The sequence below is a fragment of the Burkholderiales bacterium genome (assembly GCA_036262035.1).
Lineage (GTDB): Bacteria > Pseudomonadota > Gammaproteobacteria > Burkholderiales > SG8-41 > JAQGMV01.
In genome coordinates this window covers 107,323-132,363 of record DATAJS010000003.1, presented here as the reverse complement: position 1 = coordinate 132,363, position 25,041 = coordinate 107,323, and the positions used below count along the sequence as shown (strand labels likewise).

General features: G+C 66.6%; 25 protein-coding genes. 15 read left to right on the top strand and 10 right to left on the bottom strand.

Annotation, left to right across the window (positions count from 1 at the left end):
• Positions 1-214: 214 nt before the first annotated feature.
• Positions 215-1,168 (top strand): tripartite tricarboxylate transporter substrate binding protein, encoded by a 954-nt coding sequence (locus VHP37_01875; protein ID HEX2825070.1) that lies wholly within the window; start codon positions 215-217, stop codon positions 1,166-1,168.
• Here VHP37_01875 and VHP37_01870 read toward each other — a convergent pair whose 3' ends face one another.
• A complete protein-coding gene (locus VHP37_01870; GenBank protein ID HEX2825069.1) occupies positions 1,169-2,137 on the bottom strand; it encodes a tripartite tricarboxylate transporter substrate binding protein in 969 nt (322 codons plus the stop codon).
• Between the two features lie 323 nt (positions 2,138-2,460).
• Here VHP37_01870 and VHP37_01865 point away from each other — a divergent pair, with 323 nt between their 5' ends.
• Complete coding sequence (locus VHP37_01865) at positions 2,461-2,934, top strand: RidA family protein (protein ID HEX2825068.1); 474 nt, start codon at positions 2,461-2,463, stop codon at positions 2,932-2,934.
• Between the two features lie 145 nt (positions 2,935-3,079).
• On the opposite strand, the gene VHP37_01860 is transcribed toward VHP37_01865, so the two are convergent.
• The 3 genes from VHP37_01860 to VHP37_01850 form a co-directional block, all read right to left on the bottom strand.
• A complete protein-coding gene (locus VHP37_01860) occupies positions 3,080-3,841 on the bottom strand; it encodes a glucose 1-dehydrogenase (protein ID HEX2825067.1) in 762 nt (253 codons plus the stop codon).
• A gap of 9 nt (positions 3,842-3,850) precedes the next feature.
• On the bottom strand, positions 3,851-4,702 hold the full coding sequence (locus tag VHP37_01855; GenBank protein HEX2825066.1) for an aspartate/glutamate racemase family protein: 852 nt from the start codon (positions 4,700-4,702) through the stop codon (positions 3,851-3,853).
• Positions 4,703-4,905: 203 nt separating this feature from the next.
• Complete coding sequence (locus VHP37_01850) at positions 4,906-5,883, bottom strand: tripartite tricarboxylate transporter substrate binding protein (GenBank protein HEX2825065.1); 978 nt, start codon at positions 5,881-5,883, stop codon at positions 4,906-4,908.
• A 79-nt stretch (positions 5,884-5,962) separates the two neighbouring features.
• Between VHP37_01850 and VHP37_01845 the strand changes: the two genes are divergently transcribed.
• Positions 5,963-6,919: a tripartite tricarboxylate transporter substrate binding protein gene (locus VHP37_01845; protein HEX2825064.1), complete on the top strand. Its 957-nt coding sequence runs from the start codon at positions 5,963-5,965 to the stop codon at positions 6,917-6,919.
• Positions 6,920-7,050: 131 nt separating this feature from the next.
• Positions 7,051-7,851 carry an alpha/beta hydrolase gene (locus VHP37_01840; GenBank protein ID HEX2825063.1) on the top strand — a complete coding sequence of 267 codons (801 nt, stop codon included), beginning with the start codon at positions 7,051-7,053 and terminating at the stop codon, positions 7,849-7,851.
• Between the two features lie 107 nt (positions 7,852-7,958).
• On the opposite strand, the gene VHP37_01835 is transcribed toward VHP37_01840, so the two are convergent.
• On the bottom strand, positions 7,959-8,462 hold the full coding sequence (locus VHP37_01835; GenBank protein ID HEX2825062.1) for a TerD family protein: 504 nt from the start codon (positions 8,460-8,462) through the stop codon (positions 7,959-7,961).
• A gap of 471 nt (positions 8,463-8,933) precedes the next feature.
• Here VHP37_01835 and VHP37_01830 point away from each other — a divergent pair, with 471 nt between their 5' ends.
• From VHP37_01830 to VHP37_01790, 9 genes are all read left to right on the top strand, one after another.
• Complete coding sequence (locus tag VHP37_01830; protein HEX2825061.1) at positions 8,934-9,311, top strand: response regulator; 378 nt, start codon at positions 8,934-8,936, stop codon at positions 9,309-9,311.
• A gap of 92 nt (positions 9,312-9,403) precedes the next feature.
• Entirely contained in the window at positions 9,404-9,856 is a 453-nt protein-coding gene (locus tag VHP37_01825) for a tripartite tricarboxylate transporter TctB family protein (protein ID HEX2825060.1), read from the top strand.
• A 1-nt stretch (position 9,857) separates the two neighbouring features.
• Positions 9,858-11,366 (top strand): tripartite tricarboxylate transporter permease, encoded by a 1,509-nt coding sequence (locus VHP37_01820; GenBank protein HEX2825059.1) that lies wholly within the window; start codon positions 9,858-9,860, stop codon positions 11,364-11,366.
• A gap of 82 nt (positions 11,367-11,448) precedes the next feature.
• Positions 11,449-13,188 carry a hypothetical protein gene (locus VHP37_01815; GenBank protein ID HEX2825058.1) on the top strand — a complete coding sequence of 580 codons (1,740 nt, stop codon included), beginning with the start codon at positions 11,449-11,451 and terminating at the stop codon, positions 13,186-13,188.
• Between the two features lie 4 nt (positions 13,189-13,192).
• Positions 13,193-13,885, top strand: a complete 693-nt coding sequence (locus VHP37_01810) for a response regulator transcription factor (protein ID HEX2825057.1) — start codon at positions 13,193-13,195, stop codon at positions 13,883-13,885.
• A gap of 59 nt (positions 13,886-13,944) precedes the next feature.
• Positions 13,945-14,829, top strand: a complete 885-nt coding sequence (locus VHP37_01805; protein ID HEX2825056.1) for a LysR family transcriptional regulator — start codon at positions 13,945-13,947, stop codon at positions 14,827-14,829.
• A gap of 151 nt (positions 14,830-14,980) precedes the next feature.
• Entirely contained in the window at positions 14,981-15,589 is a 609-nt protein-coding gene (locus VHP37_01800; protein ID HEX2825055.1) for a Spy/CpxP family protein refolding chaperone, read from the top strand.
• Between the two features lie 31 nt (positions 15,590-15,620).
• Positions 15,621-15,755, top strand: a complete 135-nt coding sequence (locus VHP37_01795) for a hypothetical protein (protein HEX2825054.1) — start codon at positions 15,621-15,623, stop codon at positions 15,753-15,755.
• A 301-nt stretch (positions 15,756-16,056) separates the two neighbouring features.
• Complete coding sequence (locus tag VHP37_01790; GenBank protein ID HEX2825053.1) at positions 16,057-17,253, top strand: CoA transferase; 1,197 nt, start codon at positions 16,057-16,059, stop codon at positions 17,251-17,253.
• A gap of 128 nt (positions 17,254-17,381) precedes the next feature.
• Here the strand turns inward: VHP37_01790 and VHP37_01785 are convergent, their stop codons facing one another.
• Complete coding sequence (locus VHP37_01785) at positions 17,382-18,347, bottom strand: tripartite tricarboxylate transporter substrate binding protein (GenBank protein HEX2825052.1); 966 nt, start codon at positions 18,345-18,347, stop codon at positions 17,382-17,384.
• Between the two features lie 88 nt (positions 18,348-18,435).
• Here VHP37_01785 and VHP37_01780 point away from each other — a divergent pair, with 88 nt between their 5' ends.
• Positions 18,436-19,050 (top strand): carboxymuconolactone decarboxylase family protein, encoded by a 615-nt coding sequence (locus VHP37_01780; GenBank protein HEX2825051.1) that lies wholly within the window; start codon positions 18,436-18,438, stop codon positions 19,048-19,050.
• Positions 19,051-19,101: 51 nt separating this feature from the next.
• Here VHP37_01780 and VHP37_01775 read toward each other — a convergent pair whose 3' ends face one another.
• On the bottom strand, positions 19,102-19,569 hold the full coding sequence (locus VHP37_01775) for a PaaI family thioesterase (GenBank protein HEX2825050.1): 468 nt from the start codon (positions 19,567-19,569) through the stop codon (positions 19,102-19,104).
• A gap of 41 nt (positions 19,570-19,610) precedes the next feature.
• Positions 19,611-21,290: an alpha-glucan family phosphorylase gene (gene glgP / locus VHP37_01770; GenBank protein HEX2825049.1), complete on the bottom strand. Its 1,680-nt coding sequence runs from the start codon at positions 21,288-21,290 to the stop codon at positions 19,611-19,613.
• A 152-nt stretch (positions 21,291-21,442) separates the two neighbouring features.
• On the opposite strand from glgP, the gene VHP37_01765 reads away from it, so the two are divergent.
• Positions 21,443-22,480, top strand: a complete 1,038-nt coding sequence (locus tag VHP37_01765) for a hypothetical protein (GenBank protein HEX2825048.1) — start codon at positions 21,443-21,445, stop codon at positions 22,478-22,480.
• A 228-nt stretch (positions 22,481-22,708) separates the two neighbouring features.
• On the opposite strand, the gene VHP37_01760 is transcribed toward VHP37_01765, so the two are convergent.
• Positions 22,709-23,635: an FAD-dependent oxidoreductase gene (locus VHP37_01760; protein HEX2825047.1), complete on the bottom strand. Its 927-nt coding sequence runs from the start codon at positions 23,633-23,635 to the stop codon at positions 22,709-22,711.
• Positions 23,619-25,034, bottom strand: coding sequence for a UGSC family (seleno)protein (locus tag VHP37_01755; GenBank protein ID HEX2825046.1), 1,416 nt, complete (start codon positions 25,032-25,034; stop codon positions 23,619-23,621). The genes VHP37_01760 and VHP37_01755 overlap by 17 nt, the downstream gene beginning before the upstream one ends.
• Positions 25,035-25,041: the final 7 nt, after the last annotated feature.

Sequence of the window (25,041 nt, the reverse complement as noted above, 5' to 3'; positions counted from 1 at the left end):
TCATTCCCGCCCCGCGGTAAGACTCGTCATTCCCGACCCGCGGTAGGACTCGTCATTCCCGACCCGCGGTAGGGCTCGTCATTCCCGACCCGCGGTAGGACTCGTCATTCCCGACCCGCGGTAGCGGAAGTGATCGGGAATCCATTTTGACGTTAAGCTAAAGACAAATGGATTCCCGCCTTCCGCGGGAATGACGATCGGGAGGAAGGTTCGAATGCGCGTAATCGCCGCGAGTGTCGCCCTGCTGATCAGCGTCGCCGCCTTCGCACAGGAATACCCCTCCAAACCCCTCCGCATCATCGTCCCGGTCCCGCCCGGCGGCGCGAACGATACGCTGACGCGCATCGTGGCGCCCAAGCTCTCTGAGCTGCTGAAGCAGCCGGTCGAGATCGAGAATCGCGGCGGCGCCAACACCACGCTCGGCACCGCGCTCGTCGCCAAGGCGCCGCCCGACGGTTACACGTTGCTCTCCGCACCGAGCGCGCACACGGTCAATCCCGCGCTCTATTCGAACCTCTCCTACGACGCGATCCGCGACTTCGCGCCGATCGCCGGCATCGCCGCGGCGCCGCTGTTCCTCGCGGTGCACCCGACGCTGCCGGTGAAATCGGTGAAGGAGCTGGTCGCGCTCGCGCGGTCGAAGCCGGGACAGCTCAACTACGCATCGCCCGGCAACGGCACGTCGGGTCATCTCGCAGGCGAGCTCTTCAAGAGCGTCGCGAACGTGACGATCGTGCACGTGCCGTACAAAGGCGGCGGTCCCGCGACGATCGACCTCGTCGGCGGCCACGTCCTCATGATGTTCCCGACGTTGCAGGCGTCGATGCCTTACGTCAGGGCCGGCAAGCTGCGCGCGCTCGCCGTCACCAGTGCGAACCGCACCGCGCTGGCGCCGGACCTGCCGACGATGAAAGAAGCGGGCTTTCCCGGCGTCGAAGTCGGCTCGTGGTTCGCGCTGCTCGCGCCGGCGGGCCTCCCCAGAGACGTCGTCGCGAAGCTCGACAGCGGCGTGCGCACCGTGCTGCAGGCGAACGACGTCGCCGAGCGCCTCAAAGGGCTCGGCTACGAATCGTTCTACATGGGACCGGATCCGCTCGCCGCTTATCTGAAGAGCGACCTCGCCAGGTGGGGCAAGGTCGTGCGCGCAGCCGGAATCAAAGCCGAGTGATCAGAACTCCGGCTTGATGCCCGCCGCCTTCACGACTTTCGCCCACTTCTCGAAATCGGCGCGGTGATGCGCCGCAAGCTGCTGCGGCGTGTTGGGCGCAGCCGGCTCTGCGCCGTCCGCGGCAAGACGCTTCTTGAGATCCGGGCTCTTCAGCACCTTGTTCGTTTCGGCGTTGAGCCGGGCGACGATAGTCGCCGGCAACCCCGCCGGTCCGAACAATCCCCACCACTGGCTCGATTCGAATCCGGGCAGCGCGGCTTCGGCGACCGTCGGCAGGTTGGGCGCGACCGCGGCGCGTCTGGCGCTCGTCACCGCCAGCGCGCGCAGCTTGCCCACGCGCTCCTGTCCGGAGACGCTGGGGAACGCCGCGAACAGCACCGAGACGTTGCCCGCCATGGTGTCGATCACCGCCGGGGCGGCGCCCTTGTAAGGGATGTGCACCATCTTCACGCCCGCGCGCTGCATGAAGAGCTCGCCGGTGAGGTGGCTCAGCGTGCCGGTCCCGTTCGAGCCGAAGTTCAGCGCGCCCGGCTTCGACTTCGCGACGGCGATCAGCTCCTTCACGTTCTTGGCAGGCACCGAAGGGTGCACCACGAGCACGTTGGGCGCGAAACCGATGAGGGCGATCGGCGTGAAATCGCGCAGCGCGTCATACGAGATCTTCGCGGCGATGTGGGGATTGATCGACAGCGCGCTCGACGACGCGAAGAGCAGCGTGTAGCCGTCGGGCGCCGCGCGCGTCACCGTTTCGGCGCCGATGGCGCCGCCGGCGCCGCCGCGATTGTCGACGACGAACTGCGTGCCGAGGCCGGCGGCGAGCCCTTGCGTGACCTGGCGGGCGACGATGTCGGCTGCGCCGCCCGCCGGGAACGGCACCACGACCCTGACGGGTCTCTCGGGATAGGACTGCGCGGAGGCGGATACGGCGTACGCCGCTGCGATCGGAATGAGTAGAGAGCTGAGTTTCATGGTTCTTTATGAGGCCGGGGAACGCGCACATACCTCGCACATTCCGCCGTGCCGTTGACTTCAGGGGATTGATCGTGAATGTAAAAGCAACTGCCGCGTGCTCGACCCAGGCCGCCGAACGCCACACACTCGCGCAGCAGCACTACATGCAGGTCGCAGGCACGAACATCGAAGACTTCGACCGCGGATGCGCAGCGAAGTTGCCGCTGCGAAGCGCTCGGGCGTCGCTTCCGCGGTCGAGGCGGAGGTTAACCTGTGACGGCCTCGGCGCCAAGCCCGGAGGCGCTCCTATAATGGGCGCTTCTGACACATGAGAGGTAACGATGGCGTCCAGCATCGAGAAGAAGCTCGCCGATCTCGGCATCACCCTGCCGCCGCCCGGCGCGCCCGGCGGCAACTACGTCCCCTTCGTGGTCGTCGGCGACCTCGCCTTCATGGCGGGACAGGTCGCGCGCGAGGCCGGCAAGATGAAGTACACCGGCAAGGTCGGCAAGGATCTCACGGTCGAGCAGGGCGCCGAAGCGGCGAAGCTCTGCGCGGTCAACCTCCTCGCCCAACTGAAGGAAGCATGCGGCGGCGACCTCGACCGCGTCGAGCGTTGCGTGCGCGTCGGCGGCTTCGTCAACAGCCCGCTGGATTTCTACGACCACCCCAAGGTGATCAACGGCGCCTCGGACTTCCTGGTCGCGGTGATGGGCGAGCGCGGCCGGCATGCGCGCACCGCAGTTGGGGTCTCCGCGCTGCCGATGGATTCGGCGGTGGAAGTGGAGGCCGTCTTTCAGCTCAAGAAAGGCTAATTAACCGCAGAGGACGCAGAGGACGCAGGAAAACGAAACGGTCTCGAACGCCTCGCAATGACGCGTTATCGCTTTTTGTTTTTGCTTTTCCTCTGCGTCCTCTGCGTCCTGTGCGTCCTCTGCGTCCTCTACGGTAAAAACGCCTTTAATAAGTCGTCAGACCCCCGTCGATCAGAAGCGTCTGACCAGTAACGAAAGCTGCGTCAGCGCCTGCAAGGTAGGACACCGCGCCCGCGACGTCGGCTGCGGTGCCGAACTTGCCGACCGGCACCCGCTTCAGCATCGCCTCGCGCGCGCCCGGGTTCTCCGCGAAATACGCCGCACGCGAGGGCGTCTCTATCGTCCCCGGCGCGACCGCGTTGACGCGGATGCCGTGCGCCGCCCACTCGTAGGCGAGCATGCGGGTCATGTGGATGATCGCGGCCTTGGTGATGCCGTAGGTCAGGCGTTCCTGCAGCGCCACGACCCCATGCGTCGACGCGAGGCTCACGATCGCGCCTTCGCGCTTGGCCGCGATGCAGTGCTTCGCGAACGCCTGGCTCATGAAGAACGTGCCGCTCATGTTCACGTCGACGACGGACTGCCATTCCTCGTGCGTGATGTCGACCGCAAAGCGGCGCTGCGTGACGCCCGCGTTGTTCACGAGCACGTCGAGCCGTCCGAAAGCCTGCGCGGCTTTCGCGATCGCCGCGTCCACGCTCGGCTGCGAGCAAATGTCGAGCGCGATCGGCAGCGCGCGCGCACCGAGCCCTGTCAGTTTTTCGACGACCGCGGCGAGCGGCGCTTCGGTCAACTCGGTGACCGCGACGTCGAAGCCGTCGCGCGCGAGCCGCTCGGCGATCGCCGCGCCGAGCCCCTGTGACGCGCCGGTGACGAGCGCGGTGCGTCGAGTGCCCTGATCTGCCATCGCGTTCCCCTAGAAAGTCTTCTTGCGCCGGATCTTCTTCGGATGCGCGCCCGGATAGACGAGCCCGCTCGCGTTCACGCCGAGGTCGACCATCGCCTTACACAGCGTGATCGCGGTGCTGTAGCCCTCGAGCACCGGCACTTCCCAGCCCATGTCGTTCAACCGCTTCTGGAGCACCGGCTGCAGCCAGAACAGCGCCGAGCAGCCGAAGGTGATCACGTCGGCGCCGTCCTCCTCGATCGCGGCGACCGCTTCGCGCACCGCGGTCTCCACCACTTCCGAAGTCTCGCCGCGCTGGTGGCGGTTCTTCGCGAGGTGCACCTGCGACTCGGTGTACGGCGGGCGCGGCAGCGGGTAGTTGATGTTGCGGATCGATGCGCAGCGCCGGTCGAAGCGATGGTGAACCACGAGGTCGTAGTAATACATGTTGTGGTTCTCGGCGAGGTCGATCACGCTGAACTTGTTGCCGAGCATCGAAGCGACGTGCATCTGCGCGAACGCGCACGCGGTGACGGGGATCCCGTACTCGCGCGCGACCTCGCGCGCCGCGGGAAAGCCGGGCTCGCCGCCGCCGAGCAGCACGATCCCGTTGTATTTCCCGCTCGCGCACGCCTCGCGCACGATGGGCAGCCTGCCGCCCGCGACGAGCGCGAACTCCTCGCGCGTCTCGACCGGCCAGTCGCCGTACGTCGCGAGCGGCCCGCGATGCAGGTCCCACTCGACGTCGTCGAGCAGCGGCTTCACGTTCTCGAAGTTCATCAGCATCGCTTCCTTCGCCCCGTCGACGGCGCGATGCAGGTACTGCGATTCCTTCGGCAGGTGGAAGGCCTGGATGAGGAGAAATCGGTAGCGTTTGGTCATATTCGAACTTTCAAAAGCGATCGACCGCCAGGGACGCAAAGGACGCGAAGGAAAACCAACATCGTCATCGCGAGGAGCGGAGCGACGTGGCGATCTCGTGACGCACGTTTCGAACGCTTCGGGATTGCTTCGTCGCTCGCGCTCCTCGCAATGACATTCGCCTCTCCTTTGCGTCCTTTGCGTCCTTTGCGGTCCAAAGAGCTTTACTCGGCCACGGCGCCCACGTCCTTCACGATCTTCGCCCAGAACGCATTCTGGGTCTTCATGAAGCCCGCGAACTCCTCGGGCGATTTGCTCGTCACGATCTCCGCCCCGCCGGTCTGGAGCCGCTTCATGGTCTCGGGGTCGGTCATGGTCTTGATCATGGCGTCGTAGAGCTTCGCGACGATCGCTTGCGGCGTGCCCCTGGGCACGTACATGCCCTGCCACGAGCCGAGCGTCAGCTCGGGGAAACCGGCTTCGGTCATCGTCTGCACGTCCGGCAATGCGGGCACGCGCTGCGGCGCCATCACCGCCAGCACGCGCGCCTTGCCCGACTTGTGGTGCGGGATGAACGAGGCGACCGTGACCATCGTCGCCACGACCTCGCCCGCGAGCACAGCCGTCGTCGCCGCGCCGGCACCGCCTTTATAAGGGATGTGCGCGAGCTTGATCCCCGATTTGTTCATCAGGAACTCGAACGCGAGGCGCTGTGCGCTGCCCGCGCCCGACGAGCCGTAGTTGAGCTGTCCCTGCTTTGTCTTGGCGAACTGGATGAACTCCGCGACGTTCTTCGCCGGCACCGAAGGATGCACCGCGAACGCGCCGGGCACATCGACGAGCATGCTGACGCCGATCAAATCGCGCACCGGCACGACCGGGAACTTCGGATAGATCGCGGGATTGATCGCCATCGTGCCGACGTTGCCGAGCAGCAGGGTATAGCCGTCGGCCGGCGCGCGCGCCGCGATCTCGACGCCGATGTTGCCCGAGGCGCCGGCGCGGTTGTCGGTGACGATCTGCTGGCCGAGGATCTCGCCCATCTTCGGCGCGATGATGCGCGCGACGAAGTCGGACGCGCCGCCCGGCGCGAACGGCACGATCATCCGTATGGGTCTATTGGGATAAGGGCTCTCTGCGGCGTGAACGGCGCTCGCCGCGAACAGGCATGCGGCGGCGAGCGCGATGCGGCTCGACTTCATCACTCCTCCGATCGGGATTTATTCGAGTTGTCGACCTGCCGTTTTAATTTACCATTGCACAAAACGAGGAGGAGTCGCGATGAAGAAAATATTTGCCGCGTGCGTGCTCGCGTGCGCGTGCTCGAGCGCCGGCGCTCAGGGCTATCCCGGCAAACCGGTGCGCATGATCGTGCCGTCTTCGGCCGGCGGAGGCTCGGACATCATCGCGCGCATCATCGCGCCGAAAATGAGCGAGCGCCTCGGCCAGCAGATCGTGATCGAGAACCGCGCGGGCGCGGGAACGATGATCGGCAACGAAGCGGCCGCGCGCGCGGCGCCGGACGGCTACACGCTGCTGCTGGGCATCTCGACGCTGGCGACCAATCCCGCGATCTACAGGAAGGTGCCGTACAACGCGCTGACCGACTTCGCGCCGATCACGCTCGTGCTATCGGCGCCGAACATCCTGGTCGTGCACCCGTCGATGCCGGTGAAGAACGTGAAAGAGCTGATCTGGTTCGCACAGGCGCGGCCGGGGCAGATCAACTACGCGTCGGCGGGGACCGGCACCAACCCTCACCTGTGCATGGAGCTCTTCCTCTCCATGGCGAAGCTCGACATCGTGCACATCCCGTACAAAGGCTCGGCGCCGGCGATCGTCGATCTCGTCGCCGGGCAGGTGCCGCTGAGCATGGCGACGATGCTCACCGGGCTGCCGCACGTGCGCAGCGGACGGCTGCGCGCGCTCGGCGTCTCGGGCACGCAGCGCAGCGCGATCGCGCCCGACGTGCCGACGATCTCGGAGGCCGGCGTTCCGGGCTACGAAGCGGTGCAGTGGTACGGCGTGCTCGCGCCCGCCCATACGCCGAAGGAGATCGTCGCGCGGCTGCACAAAGAGCTCGTGACGATCCTCCGCTCGCCCGACGTGAAAGAGCGCTTCGCCGCCGACGGCGGCGACGCCGGCGGCAACTCGCCGGAGGAGTTCGCGCGGTATATCCGCAGCGAGACCGAGAAGTGGGCGAAGGTGGCGAAAGCGGCGGGGATAAAACCCGAGTAGATGCGCTTTGTCAGCAATCGCCCGCAGGGCGATTGTTGACCGAACGGAAATACACCTGCGCCCGTACGCCGCTATATCGCCGGGCCCCTTCTCCATAGAATCGCCGCTATTCGTCCAGAGGTGAGAAGACCATGGAATCCGCCAGCACGAGCATCGAAGACGGCTTCGCCAGGACCAGATCCCACGGCCGCATCCACTACCGCGAGCTCGGGACCGGCGAGCCGCTCATCCTCATGCACACCAACGGCGGCTCGGCGTACCAGCACGATGTCGTCGCCCCGCTGCTCGCGAAGCAGTTCCGGATGATCTCGTGGACCATGCCGGGCCACGGCGACTCCGACCCTCTGTCGCGCCATTACAGCATCGAGGACTATGCCGCCGCGCTCGCCGAGTTCATGGACGCGCTCGATCTTTCGCAGGCGCACGTCGGCGGCTCGTCGGTCGGCGGCTCGATCACCGCGGCGTTCGCCAGCCGCTACGGCGACCGCACGACCTCGGCGATGCTGATCGAGACCCCGGCGCGCACACCCCGGGAATGGGCCGCGAACTGGGGCCACACCGAAGGCAACTTCGGCCTGCCGGTGCAGAACGAAGGCCAGGTGAAGGAGCGCGTCGCGAAAGTCGATGCCGCCCTGCTCCAGCGCTGGAACATCGACCGCAGGAAAGCCGGCGCGAAGACGATGGTCGGCGTCATGTGGGCGATCCGCGAGTTCGACGTGCGCACCGCCGCCTCGACGATCACGCGCCCCGCGGTCATCCTCTACGGCCGCCGCGGACCGACGATCGGCGCCCAGGACCGCTTCAAGCAATCGGCGCCCAACCTGCCGATCCGCTACTTCGAAAGCTCGGGCCACTTCCCGATGTACGACGAGCCCGAGCAATTCGCGAAAGTCATCTCCGCCTTCTGCCTCGACGAGGCCAAAGGCAGGTAACCGATTCAGCAGGGAGGAGGAGCAAGAACAAGAACCATCACGAGTGCGCCCGAGCGCACCGCCCAATTGAAACGCCCGGCCCGCCGGGCGTTTTTATTTCCGGAAGGTTATCCCCTCTCCATGAATGGCGAGGTCAGCGTCCATCCGCGCGGATGGCGCTCCAGCGTGGCGATCACGTGTCCGGTCGTGGCGCCCAATTGAGCGAGCCGCACGCTCAGCAGCTTTTCCTCCAGCGCACAGTCGGTGACGTGACAACAGGCATCCGTGATGTCGCCGAAAGCGTGCCCGTTGCTGCTCTCGACGCTGAGGACCACCGACGCGACGTTCTCCGGTAACGCGTCGACGAATACGAAGAGTCTTTCGTCGTCCCAGGATCCGGCGCCGATGCGCGAGTCGCCGGTGTGCAGGACGCTGCTGTTCGCGTTGTGTAACCGCAGCGGTCCGACCAATTCGAGGAGCCGACCCTGACGGTCGCGCAACTCGCAGACCGCGTCGAGATCCGCCGCGACCTCGGCGCTGCGCCCCTGGCGATGAAAAGTCGGCGTCCAATGAACGCCCAGCACCAGAGTACCCGCGACGTCGATCGAAACGCGTTCCGCCCGAAGGTTCATTATTTATCCGCGGCTACCGCAGCGTGGCCCGAATCGCGATGCATGCCTCTCAACCCGGTCCGCTGCCGCGCGCTCGCCGGCGGTCTCGGAACGCCTGGCCGCGGGCACGATCAGCACATCGCACGGCAGCATTCTGGACAGCATACCGGGAACGCTGCCAGGCAGCATCTCGGTCATCTGAAGCATCTTTCGAAAGATCTTGCGGGCGTGTCGCGGCCGCTGCTCCGGGCGGACACGCCGGCTCGCCGTTCGAGCCTTTTTCTCCTCGACCCGTGCTTTTTCTATCGCAGCGGCGCCTGCGACGCATGGGAGAGAAGTCATGGCCGGCGCATGAGGATGTTCACGCGTGCGCGGGGCGCACGCGGTACGCGCGGCTCATGTCCGTCGCCGTGGCCTTCGCTAACCTGCCGTTCCGGCGATGAGTGTCCGCCCGACGTGATGACACATAACCAGGATCTTCCGAAACACCCGATGCCTCTCGTCTACGTCGTGGACGACGACGCTGCATGCCGCGATTCGCTGCGATGGCTGCTCGAGTCGGCCGGCTATGCCGTGTCGACTTTTCCCGACGCCGAGCGGTTTCTGAAGAGCGGCGATGCCGATGCCGCGGTCTGCCTGGTGCTCGACCTGTGCCTGCCCGGCATGTCGGGGCTCGCGCTGCAGGAGGCGCTCGCGTCCCGCGGGACAACGCTGCCGATCGTCCTCATCTCGGCGCACGGCGACGAGGCCGCCGCCGCGCAAGCGTTGAGGAACGGCGCGATCGGCTTCCTCGCGAAGCCCTTCGCCGAGGAGCGCCTGCTCGACATGCTGCGCCACGCGCAAGCCGCGTGCGCGGCCGCCGATTGCTGACGCCGCGGCCAGCGCTGCCGCACTACAACCCTGTCGACCCAAAGGAGAGAACCCATGAAAATCACCTGCTGCACCCGGAGCGCGTCACGCACATGAAGACCGCTCTCGCCTACAACAAGGACGCGCTCGCCGGCCTGCTGATGCTCGGCATCGGCGGCATCGGGTTCGTCGTCGCGCTCGATTACCCGTTCGGCTCGGCGCTGCGCATGGGGCCGGGCTATTTTCCGCGCGTCCTGGCCTGCATCCTGATGGCGTTCGGCGCCTTCGTGCTGGTGCGGGGCTTGCGCACCGGGGAGCGGGTCGAGGGCCGCTGGGGCTGGAAAGCGCTCGCGTTCATCTGCGTTTCGCTGATCGTCTTCGGATTCACGATGGAGCGCTACGGGCTCGTGCCGGCGCTAGTCGCGATGTTCCTGCTCGCCACGCTGGGCGGCCACGAGTTCCGCTTCGTGGAGGTGCTGGTGCTCACCGTGATCATGACGATCTTCTCGGTGGTCGTGTTCGTGCACCTGCTCGGCATGCCCTATCCGCTGGTTCAGGGGTTCTGACATGGAGCTCTTCGACAACCTGATCCTCGGCTTCTCGGTAGCGCTCTCGATCCAGAACCTGATCTACTGCTTCATCGGGTGCTTCGTCGGCACCGCGATCGGCGTGCTGCCCGGCATCGGGCCGCTCGTCACCATCGCGATGCTGCTCCCGATCACCTTCAACCTGCCGCCGGTGCCCGCGCTCATCATGCTCGCCGGCATCTACTACGGCGCGCAATACGGCGGGTCGACGACGTCGATCCTCGTCAACCTGCCCGGAGAGACCGCGTCGGTCGTCACGTGTCTGGACGGCTACCAGATGGCGCGGCAGGGTCGGGCCGGGCCGGCGCTCGCGATCTCCGCGGTCGGCTCGTTCATCGCGGGCTGTATCGGCACCCTGCTGATCGCGCTGTTCGGTCCGCCGCTCGCCGAGATCGCGCTGAAGTTCGGCGCGCCGGAGTATTTCGCGCTGATGCTGATGGCGCTCGTCGCCGCGGCGTGTCTCGCGCACGGCGACATGATCAAGTCGCTCGCGATGGTGTTCCTCGGGCTGCTGCTCGGCGTGATCGGCACCGACGTCAACTCGGGGATGGCGCGTTATTCGTTCGGGCTGCCCGAGCTCACCGACGGCATCGGCTTCACCGTCATCGCGGTCGGCCTGTTCGCGATCTCCGAGATCGTGCGCAACCTGGAGACGACCGAGAAGGCCGAGGTGTTCACCAAGGACATCAAGAACCTCTACCCGACGATCCCCGACCTGAAGGCCTCGGGATGGCCCATCGTCCGCGGCACCGCCATCGGCTCGTTCTTCGGCACGCTGCCCGGGACCGGACCGTCGATCTCGGCGTTCTCGAGCTACATGCTCGAGAAGAAGATCGCGAAAGATCCGTCGCGCTTCGGCAGAGGCGCGATCGAAGGCGTCGCCTCGCCGGAGGCGGCCAACAACGCCGCGGCCCAGACCTCGTTCATTCCGACCCTCACGCTCGGCATTCCCGGCAGCGCCACCATGGCGCTCATGCTGGGCGCGCTGACGATCCAGGGCATCGCGCCGGGACCTCAGGTGATGACGTCCAAGCCCGACCTGTTCTGGGGCCTCGTCGCGAGCATGTGGATCGGCAACGCGATGCTCGTCATCCTCAACCTGCCGCTGGTGGGCCTGTGGGTGAAGCTGCTCAAGGTGCCGTATCGCTGGCTGTTCCCGTCGATCATCATGTTCTGCGCGGTCGGCAACTACAGCATCAACAACAGCTCGATGGACGTCTACCTCTGCGCGCTGTTCGGGATCCTGGGCTACATCCTGGTGAAGCTCGAGTGCGAGCCCGCCCCGCTCATCCTCGGCTTCGTGCTCGGGCCGCTGATGGAGGAGAACCTGCGGCGCGCGCTCCTCATCTCGCGCGGCGATCCCAGCGTGTTCTTCACGCGCCCCATCAGCCTCGCGTTCATGATCGCCACCGCGCTCATCTTCATCACCATGGTCCTGCCGGCGGTGCGCCAGAAGAAGGAGAAGGCCTACGTGGAAGGCGGCGGCTGAGCGCCGCCGGGGTATAGTCCACGCTCCCGGGGAATGCGCCGCCGACGGCCGCGGCGGCCATCCCCTTTGAGACCCCCCGGACATGCGACCCAGCAGCCTTGACGAGCCGGTCCGCGCGGCAAGCCGGACCGTCCTCGACGATCTACACGTAACGCTGCCGAGCCAGGGCGCACCCGCCGCGGATGCGCGCGATGCGCGCCTGTTCGCGGCGATGCGTTTCATCCTCGCCTTCGCCGGGCTCGCGATCATCTATCTCGACCCGACCGAGCCGAGCGCGAACGCGGCAGCGACCTACGGCGCGTTCGCGCTCTATTGCGCGTACGCGCTCGGCGTGCTCGTGACGACGTGGAAAGCGGAGACGGCGCTCGACCAGAGGCTGCTGTGCGCGCTCGACATCGTTTTCGGCGCGTTCCTCGTGCTCTGGACGCACGGCACGAACAGCATCTTCTTCTACGTCTTCCTGTTCCCGATACTCGTCGTCTCGTTCTCCCACGGGTATCGCGACGGCCTCGCGTTCACGGTGGCTTCGTTGGCCGCCTTCCTCGTGTCCGGCTCGATCGCGAGCCCGCCGATCGTCACCTACGAGCTCGACCTCGCGCTGATCCGGCCCGTCTACCTGCTCGCGCTGGGCTACATGATCGCGCGCTGGGGCGGCCGCGAGCTTTCGCTGAAGCGTCGCCTGATGCTGCTGCGCGACGTCACGGCGACGAGCGCGCGCGCCGACGTCGACGACGTGCTGCTTGCGAGCGTGCGCAGGCTGCGCGAGTTCCACGACGCGGCGAGCTGCGCGCTCCTCGTGTGCGGCGCGCGCGGCCCGTCGCGCTATCTCATGTATTCCGCTTCGCCCGAAGAGCAGCGGACGAGCGCGCCGCGCGAGATCGACCGGATCTCGGCCGAACAGCTGCTCGGGGCGCAGCGCACCGCGTGCATCTTGTACGCTACGCGCCGCTGGCTCGGGCGGCCCCGTGCCAGCGCCTTCAGCGCGGGGCGGACGGGCGAGTTGCGCGAGATCCCGCTGCCGGCCGTCGATTACGAGCTCATCGCCGGCCTGCTCGACGCGCCGCATTTCGTCGGGGTGCCTTACAGCCAGAGCGACGGCACGTACGGCCGGCTGTTCCTCGCCTCGAGCCGCCGCTATACGCGCGAGGATCTGGCCTTCGTGCTCCAGTTCGCCGCAGCGCTCGCCAAAGTCGTCGAGAACCTGCGGCTCGTCGCCGAGCTCGTGTCGAGCGCGGCCGAGCGCGAGCGCACCACGATCTCGCGCGACATACACGACGCGACCGTCCAGCCCTATATCGGCCTGCGGCTCGCCCTGGAGGCGCTATACCTCGAAGGCGGCCCCGCCAACCCGCTGTCGGGACGCATACACGACCTGATCGACATGGCGAACACCACGGTGCGCGACCTGCGGGGCTATACCCGCGGGCTCGTCGCGGGCAACGAGATTCCGGGCGGCACACTGGGCGCGGCGATCCTGATGCAGGCCGATCGCCATCGCCGCTTCTACGGCCTCGACGTCGCGACCGACATCGATGCCGCCGGCGGCGCGATGACCGGACGCGATGCCTCGCAGGTCTTCTTCATCGTCGTCGAGGCGCTCACCAACGTGGTGAAGCACACCGGCTCGCGCCGCGCATTCGTGCGCGTGGCATCGCAACCGGGCGGGGTCCGCGTTCACGTAGGGAACGAGGTCGCCACGCCGCCCGAGCGTGCGTTCGTGCCCAAGTCCATCGGCTCGCGCGTCGAGTCGCTCGGCGGCACGCTGCGCGTCGAGCACAGCGACGGTTACACTTGGGTCGAAGCCTTCGTTCCCCGGGAATGATGCCGTGTCGCCTGCCGAGACCTCCGACGCGCCGATCCGCGTCTTCCTGATCGACGATCACATCACGATCCTCTGGGGACTGGAGCGCCTCATAGAAACCGAAGGACCGCGGATGCGCGTGATCGGCAAGGCGACGTCGGTGGCGTCGGCCATTCCCCTCATCATCGAGGGCGCTCCCGACGTCGTCGTGCTCGATCTCGATCTCGGCACCGAGAACGGCCTGGACGCGATTCCGCACCTCCTGGAAAGCTGCCGCGTCAAGATCCTGGTGCTGACCGGGGTGCGCGATTCCGCCGCGCACGAAAGCGCGATACGCGCAGGGGCTCTGGGTGTGATCGGCAAGGAAGCGGCCCCTACCGAGCTCCTGCAGGCGATCCATCGCGTTCATCGCGGCCAGCTCACGGTCGATCAGGTCACGACCGAGCGGCTGCTCGGGACGATCGCGCGCGGCAGCGCTGCGCCGCCTCGCAGCGCCGAAGAGGCGCAAATCGCGTCCCTGACGGCGCGAGAGCGCGACATCGTCGTGCGGCTGCGTGAGCACCCCAAGCAGGCGCTGCGCGAGATCGCAGCGGCTCTCGGCATCACCGAGCGCACCCTGCGCAACCATCTCACCTCGATATACGACAAGCTCCGGGTGTCCGGACGGCTCGAGCTCTACGTCTTCAGCATGCAGCACATGAACGACCGCACCGATTGACGCTTCGTTCTTCGCTTTCGATGTAGCTTTCCCCCGATTTTCGAGCACAATACGGCGCCATGAACAAGCTCGCCGGCATGCTCGCGTTCGTTCGCGTCGTCGAATCGGGCGGCTTCACGAGCGCCGCGCAGCGCCTGGGCATCTCGGTCTCCGCGGTGACCAAGAACGTGAGCCGCCTCGAAGCCGACCTCGGCACCCAGCTCCTCATGCGCACCACGCGGCGCATCACGGTCACCGACTTCGGGCGCGAGTATTACGCGAGCTGCCGCAAGGTCCTCGGCGAGATCGAGAACGTCGAGAACGCGCTGCGCCAGTCGCAGGAAGCGCCGAAGGGCAAGGTCACGCTGCTCTGCCCGATGTTCTTCGGCCGCATCAACCTGCTGCCGCGCCTGCACGAGTTCTACGCGCGCTATCCGCAGGTCGAAGTCGAGGTGCGCTTCGGCAGCCGCTACGACGACATCATCGAGGAAGGCATCAACCTCGCGGTGGTCAGCGGCGAGCTCACCGACTCGCGCTTCGCCAGCCGCAATCTCACCCGCAGCCACATGCTGTGCGCCGCCACGCCGGAGTACCTCGAGCGCCACGGCACGCCGAAGACGATCGACGACCTCCTCAAGCACAACTGCCTGGTGAGCCGCTCGGCGCTGTGGCGGTTCAGGGAAGGCGGCCGGGTCGTCGAGCTGCCCGTCAAGGGCAACCTGGTCGTGCGCGAGGGTGATGCGCTGCGGGAAGCGACTCTCCTGGGCCTGGGCATCGCCCGCTCGAACTGGTGGCTGTTCCGGCAGGACCTCGAGGCCGGCACCCTGGTCGAAGTGCTGCGGCGCCACCGCGTCCCGGGCCGGTCCATCGCGGTCCTTTACGCCCCGACGAAATTCCTGCCGAAAAAGGTGCGGGTAATGATCGATTTCCTGGTCGAGATCACGCGCACCGACGCGCCGGATTGATGCGTTTTGCGGTGCGTATACGCACTGCGCCGGGGAGGCCGCGGGAAATAAAGTGTTACAAACGGTCGTGAACGGTACGCAGTCTCATCCGTTCTTAGCTGTAGACCCTGCACGCCCGGGGTTACTCAGACGACCTTTGGAGACACTACAGATGAAGAAGACCTTGCTGGTCACCGCCCTGACCGCCGCTTTCGCCCTCGCGGCGCCGTTCGCCTCCGCCGAGACGCCCGACGTCCTGGCCGAGCTGACCGCCGACACCCCGACCGTCCTCGCGCAGGTCGCCCCGCAGGGCCAGGCCCAGGCGGCGCAGGGACAGGGACAGCGTCACGCCCGTGAGTTCCAGCTCCCGAGCCAGCGCGTCGAAGCGCGCCTCACCGCGGCCAGGACCCAACTGAAGATCACCGACGCGCAGAACACGCTGTGGGAGAACTTCGCCGGCGTGCTCCGCACCCAGGCCCGCGCGATGGACGCGCGCTTCCAGGAGCGCCGCGCGAAGTGGGAAGCCGCAAAAGCGCAGGGCAAGGACGCGCGTGCACAGCGCCCGCAGGTGAGCGCGATCGAGCGCATGGAACACCGTCAGCAGCGCCTGCAGGAAGCCTCGGCGCGCCTGAACGACGTGCTCGCGGCCGCCAAGCCGCTCTACGCGTCGTTCTCGCCCGAGCAGAAGCAGGTCGCCGACACGATCCTCGCGAAGCGCGGCCACGGTCACGGCCACGGTCATCACCGCATGCATCACCGCGGGCAGAAGCCGGCCGCGTAACGCGTAACGGCTTACGGGAGGAGGTGTGCTCATGAACAAGGACGTCAGCGTCTACCCCGCCCAGAGAGGCGGGTGGATCTACGAAGTCTGGATCGCCGCGAGGCTGGTCGTGATCGGCTGGTGCCGGACCAGAGAAGCAGCGGAGCATGAAGCACTCCTCGCCTGACTTACACCTCGTCATTCCGGACGCGTCCAATGGACGCGATCCGGAATCCATGGGCAAAGCCTCAAAGCCTGAAAAATGGATCCCCGCCTTCGCGGGGATGACGGTCCCTTTCGGATCCCCGCCTTCGCGGGGATGACGGTCCTTTTCGGATCCCCGCCTTCGCGGGGATGACCGTCCTTTTCGGATCCCCGCCCCCGACTACGTCATTAGGGGGCAGGCTCTTCGCGGGGATGACGATCTTCTACAATCCGCTGATGACCCCTTTCATCAGCATGCAATCCCCCGCGTGCGCCCGCTCTGAATGAGCGGGCCGCTCACGGGCGTGAGGGTCGTCGACCTCACGTCCGTCATCCTCGGCCCCTATGCGACCCAGATCCTCGGCGATCTCGGCGCGGACGTGATCAAGGTCGAGCCGCCCGACGGCGACAACATGCGGCACAGCGCCCCGATGAAGAGTCCGGGCATGGGCCACATCTTCCTGCATCTCAACCGCAACAAGCGCAGCCTCGTCCTCGACCTGAAGAAGCCGCAGGGACGCGAGGCGCTGTTGAAGCTCGCGTCCGCCGCCGACGTGCTCGTCTACAACGTCAGGCCGCAGGCGATGGCGCGTCTCGGTCTCACCTACGACGACGTGCGCGCGGTGAACGAGCGCATCGTCTACGTCGGCGCCTACGGTTTCGCGCAGGACGGGCCTTATGCGGCGAAGCCCGCTTACGACGATCTCATCCAGGGCATGGTGGCGCTGCCCACCCTGCTGAAAATGGCGGGCGCCGACCGGCCTCGCTTCGTGCCGTCCACCGTCGCCGACCGCATCACCGGCCTCAATACGGTCAACGCCGTGACCGCCGCCCTGTTCTATCGCGAGCGCACCGGCAAGGGCCAGTCGGTCGAGGTGCCGATGTTCGAGAGCCTCGCGCAGTTCGTGCTCGGTGACCACATGTCCGGCAAGACCTTCGAGCCGCCGATCGCGAGCATGGGTTACTCGCGCATGCTCGCGCCCGACCGCAATCCGTACGCCACGAAGGACGGCTACCTCTGCCTGCTCATGTACAACGACAAGCAGTGGCGCGCGTTCTTCCGCCTGCTGGGACGCGAGGAGATGTTCGAGGAGGACGAGCGCTTCGCCACCCAGCGCCGGCGCTCCGAGCACTTCGCCGAGACCTACGCTTTCGTCGCCGAGCAGATCCGCACCCGCACGAGCGCCGAGTGGCTCGAAGCCCTCACCGCGGCCGACATTCCGGTCATGCCGCTCAATACCCTCGAGAGCCTGCTCGAAGACGAGCACCTCAACGCCACCGGATTTTTCCGGACCGTCGAGCACCCGTCGGAAGGCACGATCCGCAGCATGCGCGTGCCGAGCCACTGGTCGGAGTCCGAGCCCGATCGCATGCGGCCGGCGCCGGTGTTGGGTCAACACAGCGTCGAGGTGTTGCGGGAGGCGGGCTACTCGGACGCAGAGGTAGCGGCAATGGTGGATGCCGGGGTTACAAAAAAGTGACGGATAGAGCGGTGACGGGTGAAGCGGTGACGGGTGAAGCGGTGACGAAAGGCTGATGCGGTCGGGGGTGAGGGGCGTCACCGTTTCATCCGTCACCCGTCACCGCCTCATCCGTCACTTCTTTACCGTCACTGTATCTCGATCCCCGACTCCGCGATGATCTTCTTGTACCTCGGAATCTCCCGCTTCAGCTTCGCCGCGAATTCCTCGGGCGTGTTGGCGATGACTTCGTTGCCGCGGTGGGCGACGACGTCGGCGATGTCCTTGCTGTGGAGGATCTTCACGGTTTCGCGGTGGACGTCGCGGATGATGCGGTCGGACGTGCCCGCGGGCGCGAGCAGGCCGTGCCAGTTGCCGAACTCGTAGCCTTCGACACCCTGCTCCCGGATGGTCGGGACGTCCGGCATCATCGGCGAGCGCCTGGCGTTCGTGACGCCGTAGATCTTCATCTTTCCCGCCTTGACCTGCGGCGCGACGACCGGCACCGACAGCAAGGCGACGTCGATCTCGCCGCCGACGATCGCCTGCTCGGTCGGCGCGCTGCCCTTGTACGGGATGTTGTTGAGCTTGATGCCCGCGGCGAGCTTGAGCACCTCGGTGCCGACCGCGCCGTTCGCGCCCGCGACGCCGATGTTGATCCTCCCCGGCTCCTTGCGCGCGGCGGCGACGAAGTCCTTGAAGGTCTGCGGCGGAAACCTGGTCGACGCGACCAGCGCGGTGCCCGCCGAGACGAGCTGGGTGATCGGCGCGAAATCGCGCAGCGGATCGTACGGCAGCTTCTTGTAGAGCCCGGGGTTCATCACCAGAGTGCCGTTGTTGCCGATCAGGAGCGTGCTGCCGTCCGCCGGCGACTTGGCGGCGATCTCGCTCGCGAGGATGCCGTTCACGCTCTGGCGATTGTCGATGACGATGGTGCGTTGAAGCGCTTCGGACAGCCGCGTCTGTATGAGGCGCGCCGCGAAATCGGACGGACCCCCGGCGGGCGAAGGCACGAGCAGCCGGATCGGGCGCTTCGCGGCATCCTGGGCGTGCACGCCGCCGCACGCGAGCGCCAGACCGAGCGCGGCCCACGCAACGAAACCCTCTCTGTCCATCTCGTGCGCCTCCTCACTCGTGAGTTATGACCCGAGTCTAAGCTAACATCGGCCGATACGCGCAACCGAACCCGGAGGAGAAGACCGCATGCCGAACGAAGTCACTTTCAAGGTCGCGCCCGAGCGCATGCCGATGATTCCGCGCGAGCGCATGACCGACGCGCAGAAGGCCGCGGCCGACGAGCTTGCGCGCGGGCCGCGCGGCAGCGTGCACGGTCCTTACATCTCGATCCTGCGCAGCCCCGGCTTCATGGCGCATTGCCAGAAGCTCGGCGCTTACGTGCGCTTCGAGTCGCCGCTCGACATGCGCATCCGCGAGATGGGCGCGCTCATGGGCGCGCGTCACTACACGCAGCAGTTCGAGTGGTACGTCCACATCCCGCACGCGCTGAAAGCAGGCCTCGACCCGTCGACGATCGACGCGATCCGCGACGGCTACCGCCCGCCGGGCATGCAGACGGACGAGGCGGTGGTCTACGACTTCATGTCGGAGCTTTTGAAGAACGGCGGCGTGAGCGATCCCACGTACGCGCAGGCGCTGGAGCAGTTCGGCGAGCCCGGCATCGTCGATCTCGTCGGGACCGTCGGCTACTACGTCATGATCGGGATGGTGATGAACGTCGCGCGCACCGCGATACCCGACGGCAAGCCGCTGCCGCTGGCGCCTCTGCCGGACCAGATCGTCGCGGCGCCGCGCGGCTGACGCCGCGCCGGTGCGTTACGCCTGCCGGCGAACGCACCCTACGTCAGGTCATCACTCGGCGCTCGCCGAAGCCGGCACCGAGATCTGCGTCTGCGTGACGATCGCGACCATGCGGCCGTCGGCGTTGCTGATCGTCGTCTGCCAGACCGACGTGGTGCGCCCGACGTGCAGCGGAATGCTCACCGCGTGCAGCACCGGACCGACGCCCGCCGCGAAGAAGTTGGTCTTCGATTCGATCGTGCCGCCGCGATAGCCTTCGGGACGGTGCGCCACCGCGCCGACCGCGCCCAGCGCGTCGGCGAACGACATGATCGCCCCGCCGTTCACGCGACCGTTGAGGTTGCAGTGGATCGGCTTGATCGTCATCTCGCCGACGACTTTCCTCTTCGTCAGCGAAGTGACGCGCATGCCCAGCGCCCGCGGCATGCCGCCCTTCATCACCGTGTTGTTCTCGATCGAAAGGTTGCGCGGGTCCGCCTTGGGCAGGCGTTTCTTCTTCGTTTTTTTGATCGTTGCCATGTTCCCGTCGTCATTCCCGCGCAGGCGGGAATCTATTTTAGCTATCGCAGGTACGCCTCGGCCGCATACCGTCGCATCATTCTATGCGAATTGAAATAGCACGCGATCTTGCTGATCGCCTGCTTCATCATCCAGATCCAGTGCGCCTGGTTGTCGTAGTAGAGCGGCAGCACCACGCGCTCGAGCTTGTCGTACAGCGGCGCAGCGTCGGTCGCGTCCTCGATCGCCCAGCCGGTGACGCCTTCGATGCAGCCTTCGACCCACCAGCCGTCGAGCACCGAGAGGTTGAGCCCTCCGTTCACCGCCGACTTCATGCCGCTCGTGCCCGACGCTTCGAGCGGCGGCAGCGGGTTGTTGAGCCACACGTCGGCGCCCGCGACGAGCACCTGCGCGACCGACATGTCGTAGTTCTGGAGGAAAGCGATGGGGATGCGGCCTCTCAGCTCGCCCATCGCCTTGTGGATCATGTAGAGGCTTTCCTTGCCGGCGGCGTCTGCGGGATGCGCCTTGCCCGCGAACACGAGCTGGAACGGATGCTTCTCCGCGATCTGCGCCAGCCTTTCGAGATCGCTGAAGAGGAGATCCGGGCGCTTGTACCCCGTCATGCGGCGCGCGAAGCCGACGATCGGCACGTCGGGATTCATCTCGACGCCGGTGTGCTCGCGCACGAAGCCGCACAGCTCGGTTTTCGCGCGCGTGTGAGCGGCCCACACGTCGGCGTCCGGCAGGTGATCAGCGCGCACCAGGACCTCGGGCTCGTGCATCCACTGCGGGTAGTGCTGGCGGTAGAGCGCGGCGAACGCGGGATGCGCCCAGATGCCGACGTGCACCCCGTTGGTCACTGCGTGCACGTCGAAGCCGGGAAACATCTCGCGCGCGGTGATCGCGTGGCGCTGCGCCACGCCGTTGACGAAGCCGGAGAGATTGAGGCACAGGCGCGTCATGTTGAGCCTGTCGGTCCCGCCGAAGACTTTCAGCGCCTCGATCGGCAGCAGGTCGGTGCCTATCCGCCCCACCACATCGTACGAGAAGCGGTCGTGTCCCGCTTCCACCGGCGTGTGCGTGGTGAACACGCACAGGTCGCGCACGCGATCGGCGTCGTAGGACCACTCCGCCTTGTCGTTTTGCCGGCGGCGTCGCGGGAAGCGCTTGAGGAGCTCGACGGTCGCGAAAGCGGCATGGCCTTCGTTGAGGTGATAGGTGCCGATGTCGAAGGACAGCGCTTCGAGGATGCGCACGCCGCCGATGCCGAGCAGCAGCTCCTGCTTCAGGCGGTACTCGATGTCGCCGCCGTAGAGATAGTGCGTGAGCTGCCGGTCGCGCGGATCGTTCTGCTCCAGATCGGTGTCGAGCAGGAGCACCGGCACCGAGTAACCCGCTTCGGACTTGTGCACGTAGAGCCACGGCCGGACCCACACGTCGCGGTCTTCGATCTTCACGCCGATCATGGCGGCGAGCGGCTGCGCCCAGCGCTCGATGTCCCACGGATCGGGATGCTCGATCTGGCGGCCTTCGGCGTCGATCTCCTGCCGGAAGTATCCCGCGCGGCTGATCGGCGACACGAACACGACCGGCAGCTCGAGATCCGCGCACGAGCGGACGGTGTCGCCGGCCAGCACGCCGAGACCGCCGGAATAGGTGTGCACCTCGACGCGGAGCGCGAGCTCCATCGTGAAGTAAGCGATGTTGGTCTGGGGCAGGAAAGCGCCGAGCTCGTTCATGTTAGGGGCTCATCTCGACGGCAGGCCGGAAGATCCGGCGAAGGCTTGCTGAGTATACGACCGTTTTTCCGCGGGATTTCTGTCGGGAACCGCGAGCAAACGTCACGCCTGGAATGCGCGTAGTGCGCGCTAGAATCGCGCGCGGAGGTGTGATGGACATACGAGAGAGCTGGCCCGAAAACTTCGATGAAGCACAGCAGGCGATCCTGGAAGCCGGTCTCGGCGACGGCTTGCCGGCGGTGGTGCCCACCCGCGAGCGCCTGGCCCGAATGCTGTCGGCATGCGGCGATGCGGCAACGACGATTGCCGTCCTGCCGCCGGGCTACGCGGACGTCTCGTGGCGCGACGTCGCTTACAACGCCGTCATGGCGGGTTGCAGCCCCGCTTGCCTGTGTGTGGTCGCCGCCGCTGTCGAAGCGATCGCGGCGCCCGAGTTCAACCTTCTCGGCATTGCAACAACGACCGGCTCCGCGACGGTGTGCGTCGTCGTCAACGGTCCGGCCGCCCGCGAGATCGGGATGAACGCCGGCGTCAACGCGTTCGGCCCGGGCAATCGCGCCAATGCGACGATCGGCCGGGCGCTGCGCCTCACGCTGCAGAACGCCGGCGGCGCGCGTTCCGGCGAGACCGATATGGCGACACTGGGCCAGCCCGGCAAATACACCTTCTGCTTCGCGGAGAACGAGGCCGAGAGCCCGTGGCCGCCGCTCGCCGTCGAGCGCGGCTTCGATGCCGGTGCGAGCGTGGTCACTGCGTTCGGTGTGTCCGGCACGATCGAAGTCGTCGACTCCGAGAGCGCGACCGGCGAAGACCTCGCGCAGACCTATGCCCAGTCGATGCTCATCCCCGGCAACGTCGGCGGCTCCGGACTGCTGGGCGGCGGCGAGCCGCTCATCGTCATGCCGCCCGAGCATGCGGACGTGTTCGTAAGGAGCGGCATGAGCAAGCGCGACGCCAAAGCGGCGATCTACGAGCGCGCGCGGCTGTCGATCGACAAGCTTTCGCCGCCGCTGCGCGAGCGCGCCAAAGCGAGCGGCGGCGCGGAGGACGGTTATCTACGGGTCGCCGCAAAGCCCGAGGACGTCACGATCGTCGTGGCCGGCGGCGTCGGCCGCAAAGGCGCCTACGTGCCGACGTGGTCGGGGGGGACACGCGCGGTTTCCCGGGTAATCCAAAACCAAAAGCGTTGACACGGAGGGCACGGAGGAACACGGAGGACACGGAGGACACGGAGGAACACGGAGGAACGGCAAATAATCGTCATGCCCGCGTACGCGGGAATCCATTTTCAACGCGTCCGAAATCAAAATGGATTCCCGATCACCTCGCGCTTCGCGCGGTCGCGAATGACGATTTATTGACGTTTTGATTTTTCCTTTGCGTCCTTGGCGTCCTTGGCGGTTAATTGCTTTTGACGTTTACCGAGCGAGGTCAGCGGCAATTGTCGCCGCAGCGATCGCTGCTTCTCCCGCGGCGCCGGTGAGCTCGCCCGAGAACCCCGAACGCACCGCGCCGATCGCGAAGATCGACGGCTCGCCGGTGCGCATGCGCTCATCGGTGATGACGCGCCCGCCGTCGTCGCGACGGACCGATGACGGCAGGTACGACGTGTTCGGCTCGACACCGATGAACGGGAACACGCCGCTGCACGCGATCTCGCTCTTCTCGCCCGTCTTCCTGCGCAGCCGCACGCCGCTGACCGCGCCGTTGCCGATCACCGCGTCGACCTCGGCGTCCCAGACGAAGGTGACGTTCGCCGCGCTCGCGGCGCGCTCGACGTAAGCGCGCTTGGCGCGCAGCTTCGAGCGCACGACGATCGTCACGCTCTTCGCGAGCTTAGCCAGCACCAGCGCTTCCTGCAGCGCCGAGTCGCCGCCCCCGACGACCACCACGTCCTGGTTCCTGAAGAAGTAGCCGTCGCAGTGCGCGCATTGCGAGACGCCTTTGCCCTTGAACTTGTCGGTGCCCGCCGCGGGCAGCTCGCGCAGCTTCGCACCCGAGGCCGCGACCACGCGTCGCGTCCTGAACGTGCGCTCCGCGGTCCTGACGAGCGTGAGCTCGCCGTCCCGCTTCACTTCGATCACCGGCTCGTGCGCGATCTCGACCGAGTTCATCTCGAGCTTCGTGCGCATCGCGCTCGCAAGCTCGACGCCCGACTCCTCCCTGGTGGAAGGCCAGTCGTCGAGCTCGTTCACCGTGGCGACCTGTCCGCCGAGCAGGCCTTCGGCTTCGATCACCGCGGTCGGCAGCCCGTGGCGCGCGGTGTACCACGCCGCGGTCAATCCCCCGATGCCACCGCCCACGACGACGACGTCCCAGATGTCTCGTCTACGACGCAGCGACACGCGTTCCTCGCTTGGTCTTTGCACCCGCCTTCACAGGCTTGGCGGTATCGATCTTCTTCGCGACCGGATAGCCCAGCACGCCGTTGTGCGCGAACACGTACGCGCTGTTGCGCGCGGGGTCGCCCGTGACGACGATCATGTAATCGTCCGGGTCCCAGACGAGCGGCACCATGCGGTTCGGATCGTCCGACTCGAAGAACGCCTTCGGGATGCGGCCGAGCCGCACTTCCTCTTCGAGATTCCACGTCGGCTTCAGCGTCCAGTCGCGCAGTATCCGCTCCCACTGGTGCGCCGGCAGCCGTGCGTGGTCGTAGAGATACTTGCGCAGGTCCGCCTTGCTCCAGCCCCACGACGCGATCGTTTTGGCGATGATCGGGCCGAGCAGCACCAGAGGGCGCAGCGTTCCCATGCCCTGCCCCACCGTGAACATGATCTGCCACGAGTACTGGCGCACCACCGCGTCCGCGAGGTAAGGCAGCATCTCCTCGGGCGTGGAGCCCGAGATCGACGAGATGTGGTTGCCGCCGGTCATGCGCGAGATGGTCACGGTGTTGTCGCCGGCGGCGAAACCCATGTCGACCGACAGCGGCTCCCAGCCGAGCTCTTTCACGACGTCTTCGTTCTCGGCGACGACGACGCGCCAGGTGTTGCCGAAGGTCGCCTTGTCGTTCTTGTGCGGCAGGAAGCCGGCGATGTTACGCAGGTAGAGCCGCCAGAAGCGCCCGACCGAGGTATTCGCCATGAAACCGTCACGCATCACCCCTTGCGTGTAGTTGAAGCCGAGCTCCTTGATGATCGGGCCGTTGAGCACGATCAGGGTCTCGCCGCCCGGCGTGTTGCCGCTGTGCTCGACGCCGTAGTAGTGGTCGGCCATCGCTTCGATCAGCGCGATGAGCACCGGCATGTATTCGGGCTTGCAGCCGGCCATCACGCCGTTGACCGCGACGCTCCACACGGTGGCCGCGCGATTGTCGGGCAGCATGATGCCGATGATCTCGTCGGGGCTGCGATCGGTGTGAGCGAGGAACGCTTCGACGCGCTCCTTGGTCGGCGGCACGATCGGCAGGCCGTCGGACAACTCGTGCTCGTAGAAGTACTGGTTCACCTCGTCGAAGCTGCCGCGCACGACGATGTCGCGCGCACCGGGCTCGGATTCCTCGCTCGCTTCCATCATCTCGCCGGTCAGGTTCTTGACGACATGGTCCAGCGTCACGTCGAGGATGTTGCGACGAAGCTCGTCCTTGCTCTGCACGCCGGTATGACCGGGCACCGGCGCGACCGGAATGTTCGGAAGCCCGAGACCGACCGACGTGCTCGCCGCGAGCCCGAGAAAGCCTTCACAGACCAGGGTCGACGACGGGACACCCGCCGCTTCGGCCGCTGCACTCGCCCGCAACACGGCGGGC

Coding starts and splice junctions, on each gene's coding strand:
- VHP37_01875 (HEX2825070.1), top strand. CDS start 215: ATGCGCGTAATCGCCGCGAGTGTCGCCCTGCTGATCAGCGTCGCCGCC.
- VHP37_01870 (HEX2825069.1), bottom strand. CDS start 2,137: ATGAAACTCAGCTCTCTACTCATTCCGATCGCAGCGGCGTACGCCGTA.
- VHP37_01865 (HEX2825068.1), top strand. CDS start 2,461: ATGGCGTCCAGCATCGAGAAGAAGCTCGCCGATCTCGGCATCACCCTG.
- VHP37_01860 (HEX2825067.1), bottom strand. CDS start 3,841: ATGGCAGATCAGGGCACTCGACGCACCGCGCTCGTCACCGGCGCGTCA.
- VHP37_01855 (HEX2825066.1), bottom strand. CDS start 4,702: ATGACCAAACGCTACCGATTTCTCCTCATCCAGGCCTTCCACCTGCCG.
- VHP37_01850 (HEX2825065.1), bottom strand. CDS start 5,883: ATGAAGTCGAGCCGCATCGCGCTCGCCGCCGCATGCCTGTTCGCGGCG.
- VHP37_01845 (HEX2825064.1), top strand. CDS start 5,963: ATGAAGAAAATATTTGCCGCGTGCGTGCTCGCGTGCGCGTGCTCGAGC.
- VHP37_01840 (HEX2825063.1), top strand. CDS start 7,051: ATGGAATCCGCCAGCACGAGCATCGAAGACGGCTTCGCCAGGACCAGA.
- VHP37_01835 (HEX2825062.1), bottom strand. CDS start 8,462: ATGAACCTTCGGGCGGAACGCGTTTCGATCGACGTCGCGGGTACTCTG.
- VHP37_01830 (HEX2825061.1), top strand. CDS start 8,934: ATGCCTCTCGTCTACGTCGTGGACGACGACGCTGCATGCCGCGATTCG.
- VHP37_01825 (HEX2825060.1), top strand. CDS start 9,404: ATGAAGACCGCTCTCGCCTACAACAAGGACGCGCTCGCCGGCCTGCTG.
- VHP37_01820 (HEX2825059.1), top strand. CDS start 9,858: ATGGAGCTCTTCGACAACCTGATCCTCGGCTTCTCGGTAGCGCTCTCG.
- VHP37_01815 (HEX2825058.1), top strand. CDS start 11,449: ATGCGACCCAGCAGCCTTGACGAGCCGGTCCGCGCGGCAAGCCGGACC.
- VHP37_01805 (HEX2825056.1), top strand. CDS start 13,945: ATGAACAAGCTCGCCGGCATGCTCGCGTTCGTTCGCGTCGTCGAATCG.
- VHP37_01800 (HEX2825055.1), top strand. CDS start 14,981: ATGAAGAAGACCTTGCTGGTCACCGCCCTGACCGCCGCTTTCGCCCTC.
- VHP37_01795 (HEX2825054.1), top strand. CDS start 15,621: ATGAACAAGGACGTCAGCGTCTACCCCGCCCAGAGAGGCGGGTGGATC.
- VHP37_01790 (HEX2825053.1), top strand. CDS start 16,057: ATGAGCGGGCCGCTCACGGGCGTGAGGGTCGTCGACCTCACGTCCGTC.
- VHP37_01785 (HEX2825052.1), bottom strand. CDS start 18,347: ATGGACAGAGAGGGTTTCGTTGCGTGGGCCGCGCTCGGTCTGGCGCTC.
- VHP37_01780 (HEX2825051.1), top strand. CDS start 18,436: ATGCCGAACGAAGTCACTTTCAAGGTCGCGCCCGAGCGCATGCCGATG.
- VHP37_01775 (HEX2825050.1), bottom strand. CDS start 19,569: ATGGCAACGATCAAAAAAACGAAGAAGAAACGCCTGCCCAAGGCGGAC.
- glgP (HEX2825049.1), bottom strand. CDS start 21,290: ATGAACGAGCTCGGCGCTTTCCTGCCCCAGACCAACATCGCTTACTTC.
- VHP37_01765 (HEX2825048.1), top strand. CDS start 21,443: ATGGACATACGAGAGAGCTGGCCCGAAAACTTCGATGAAGCACAGCAG.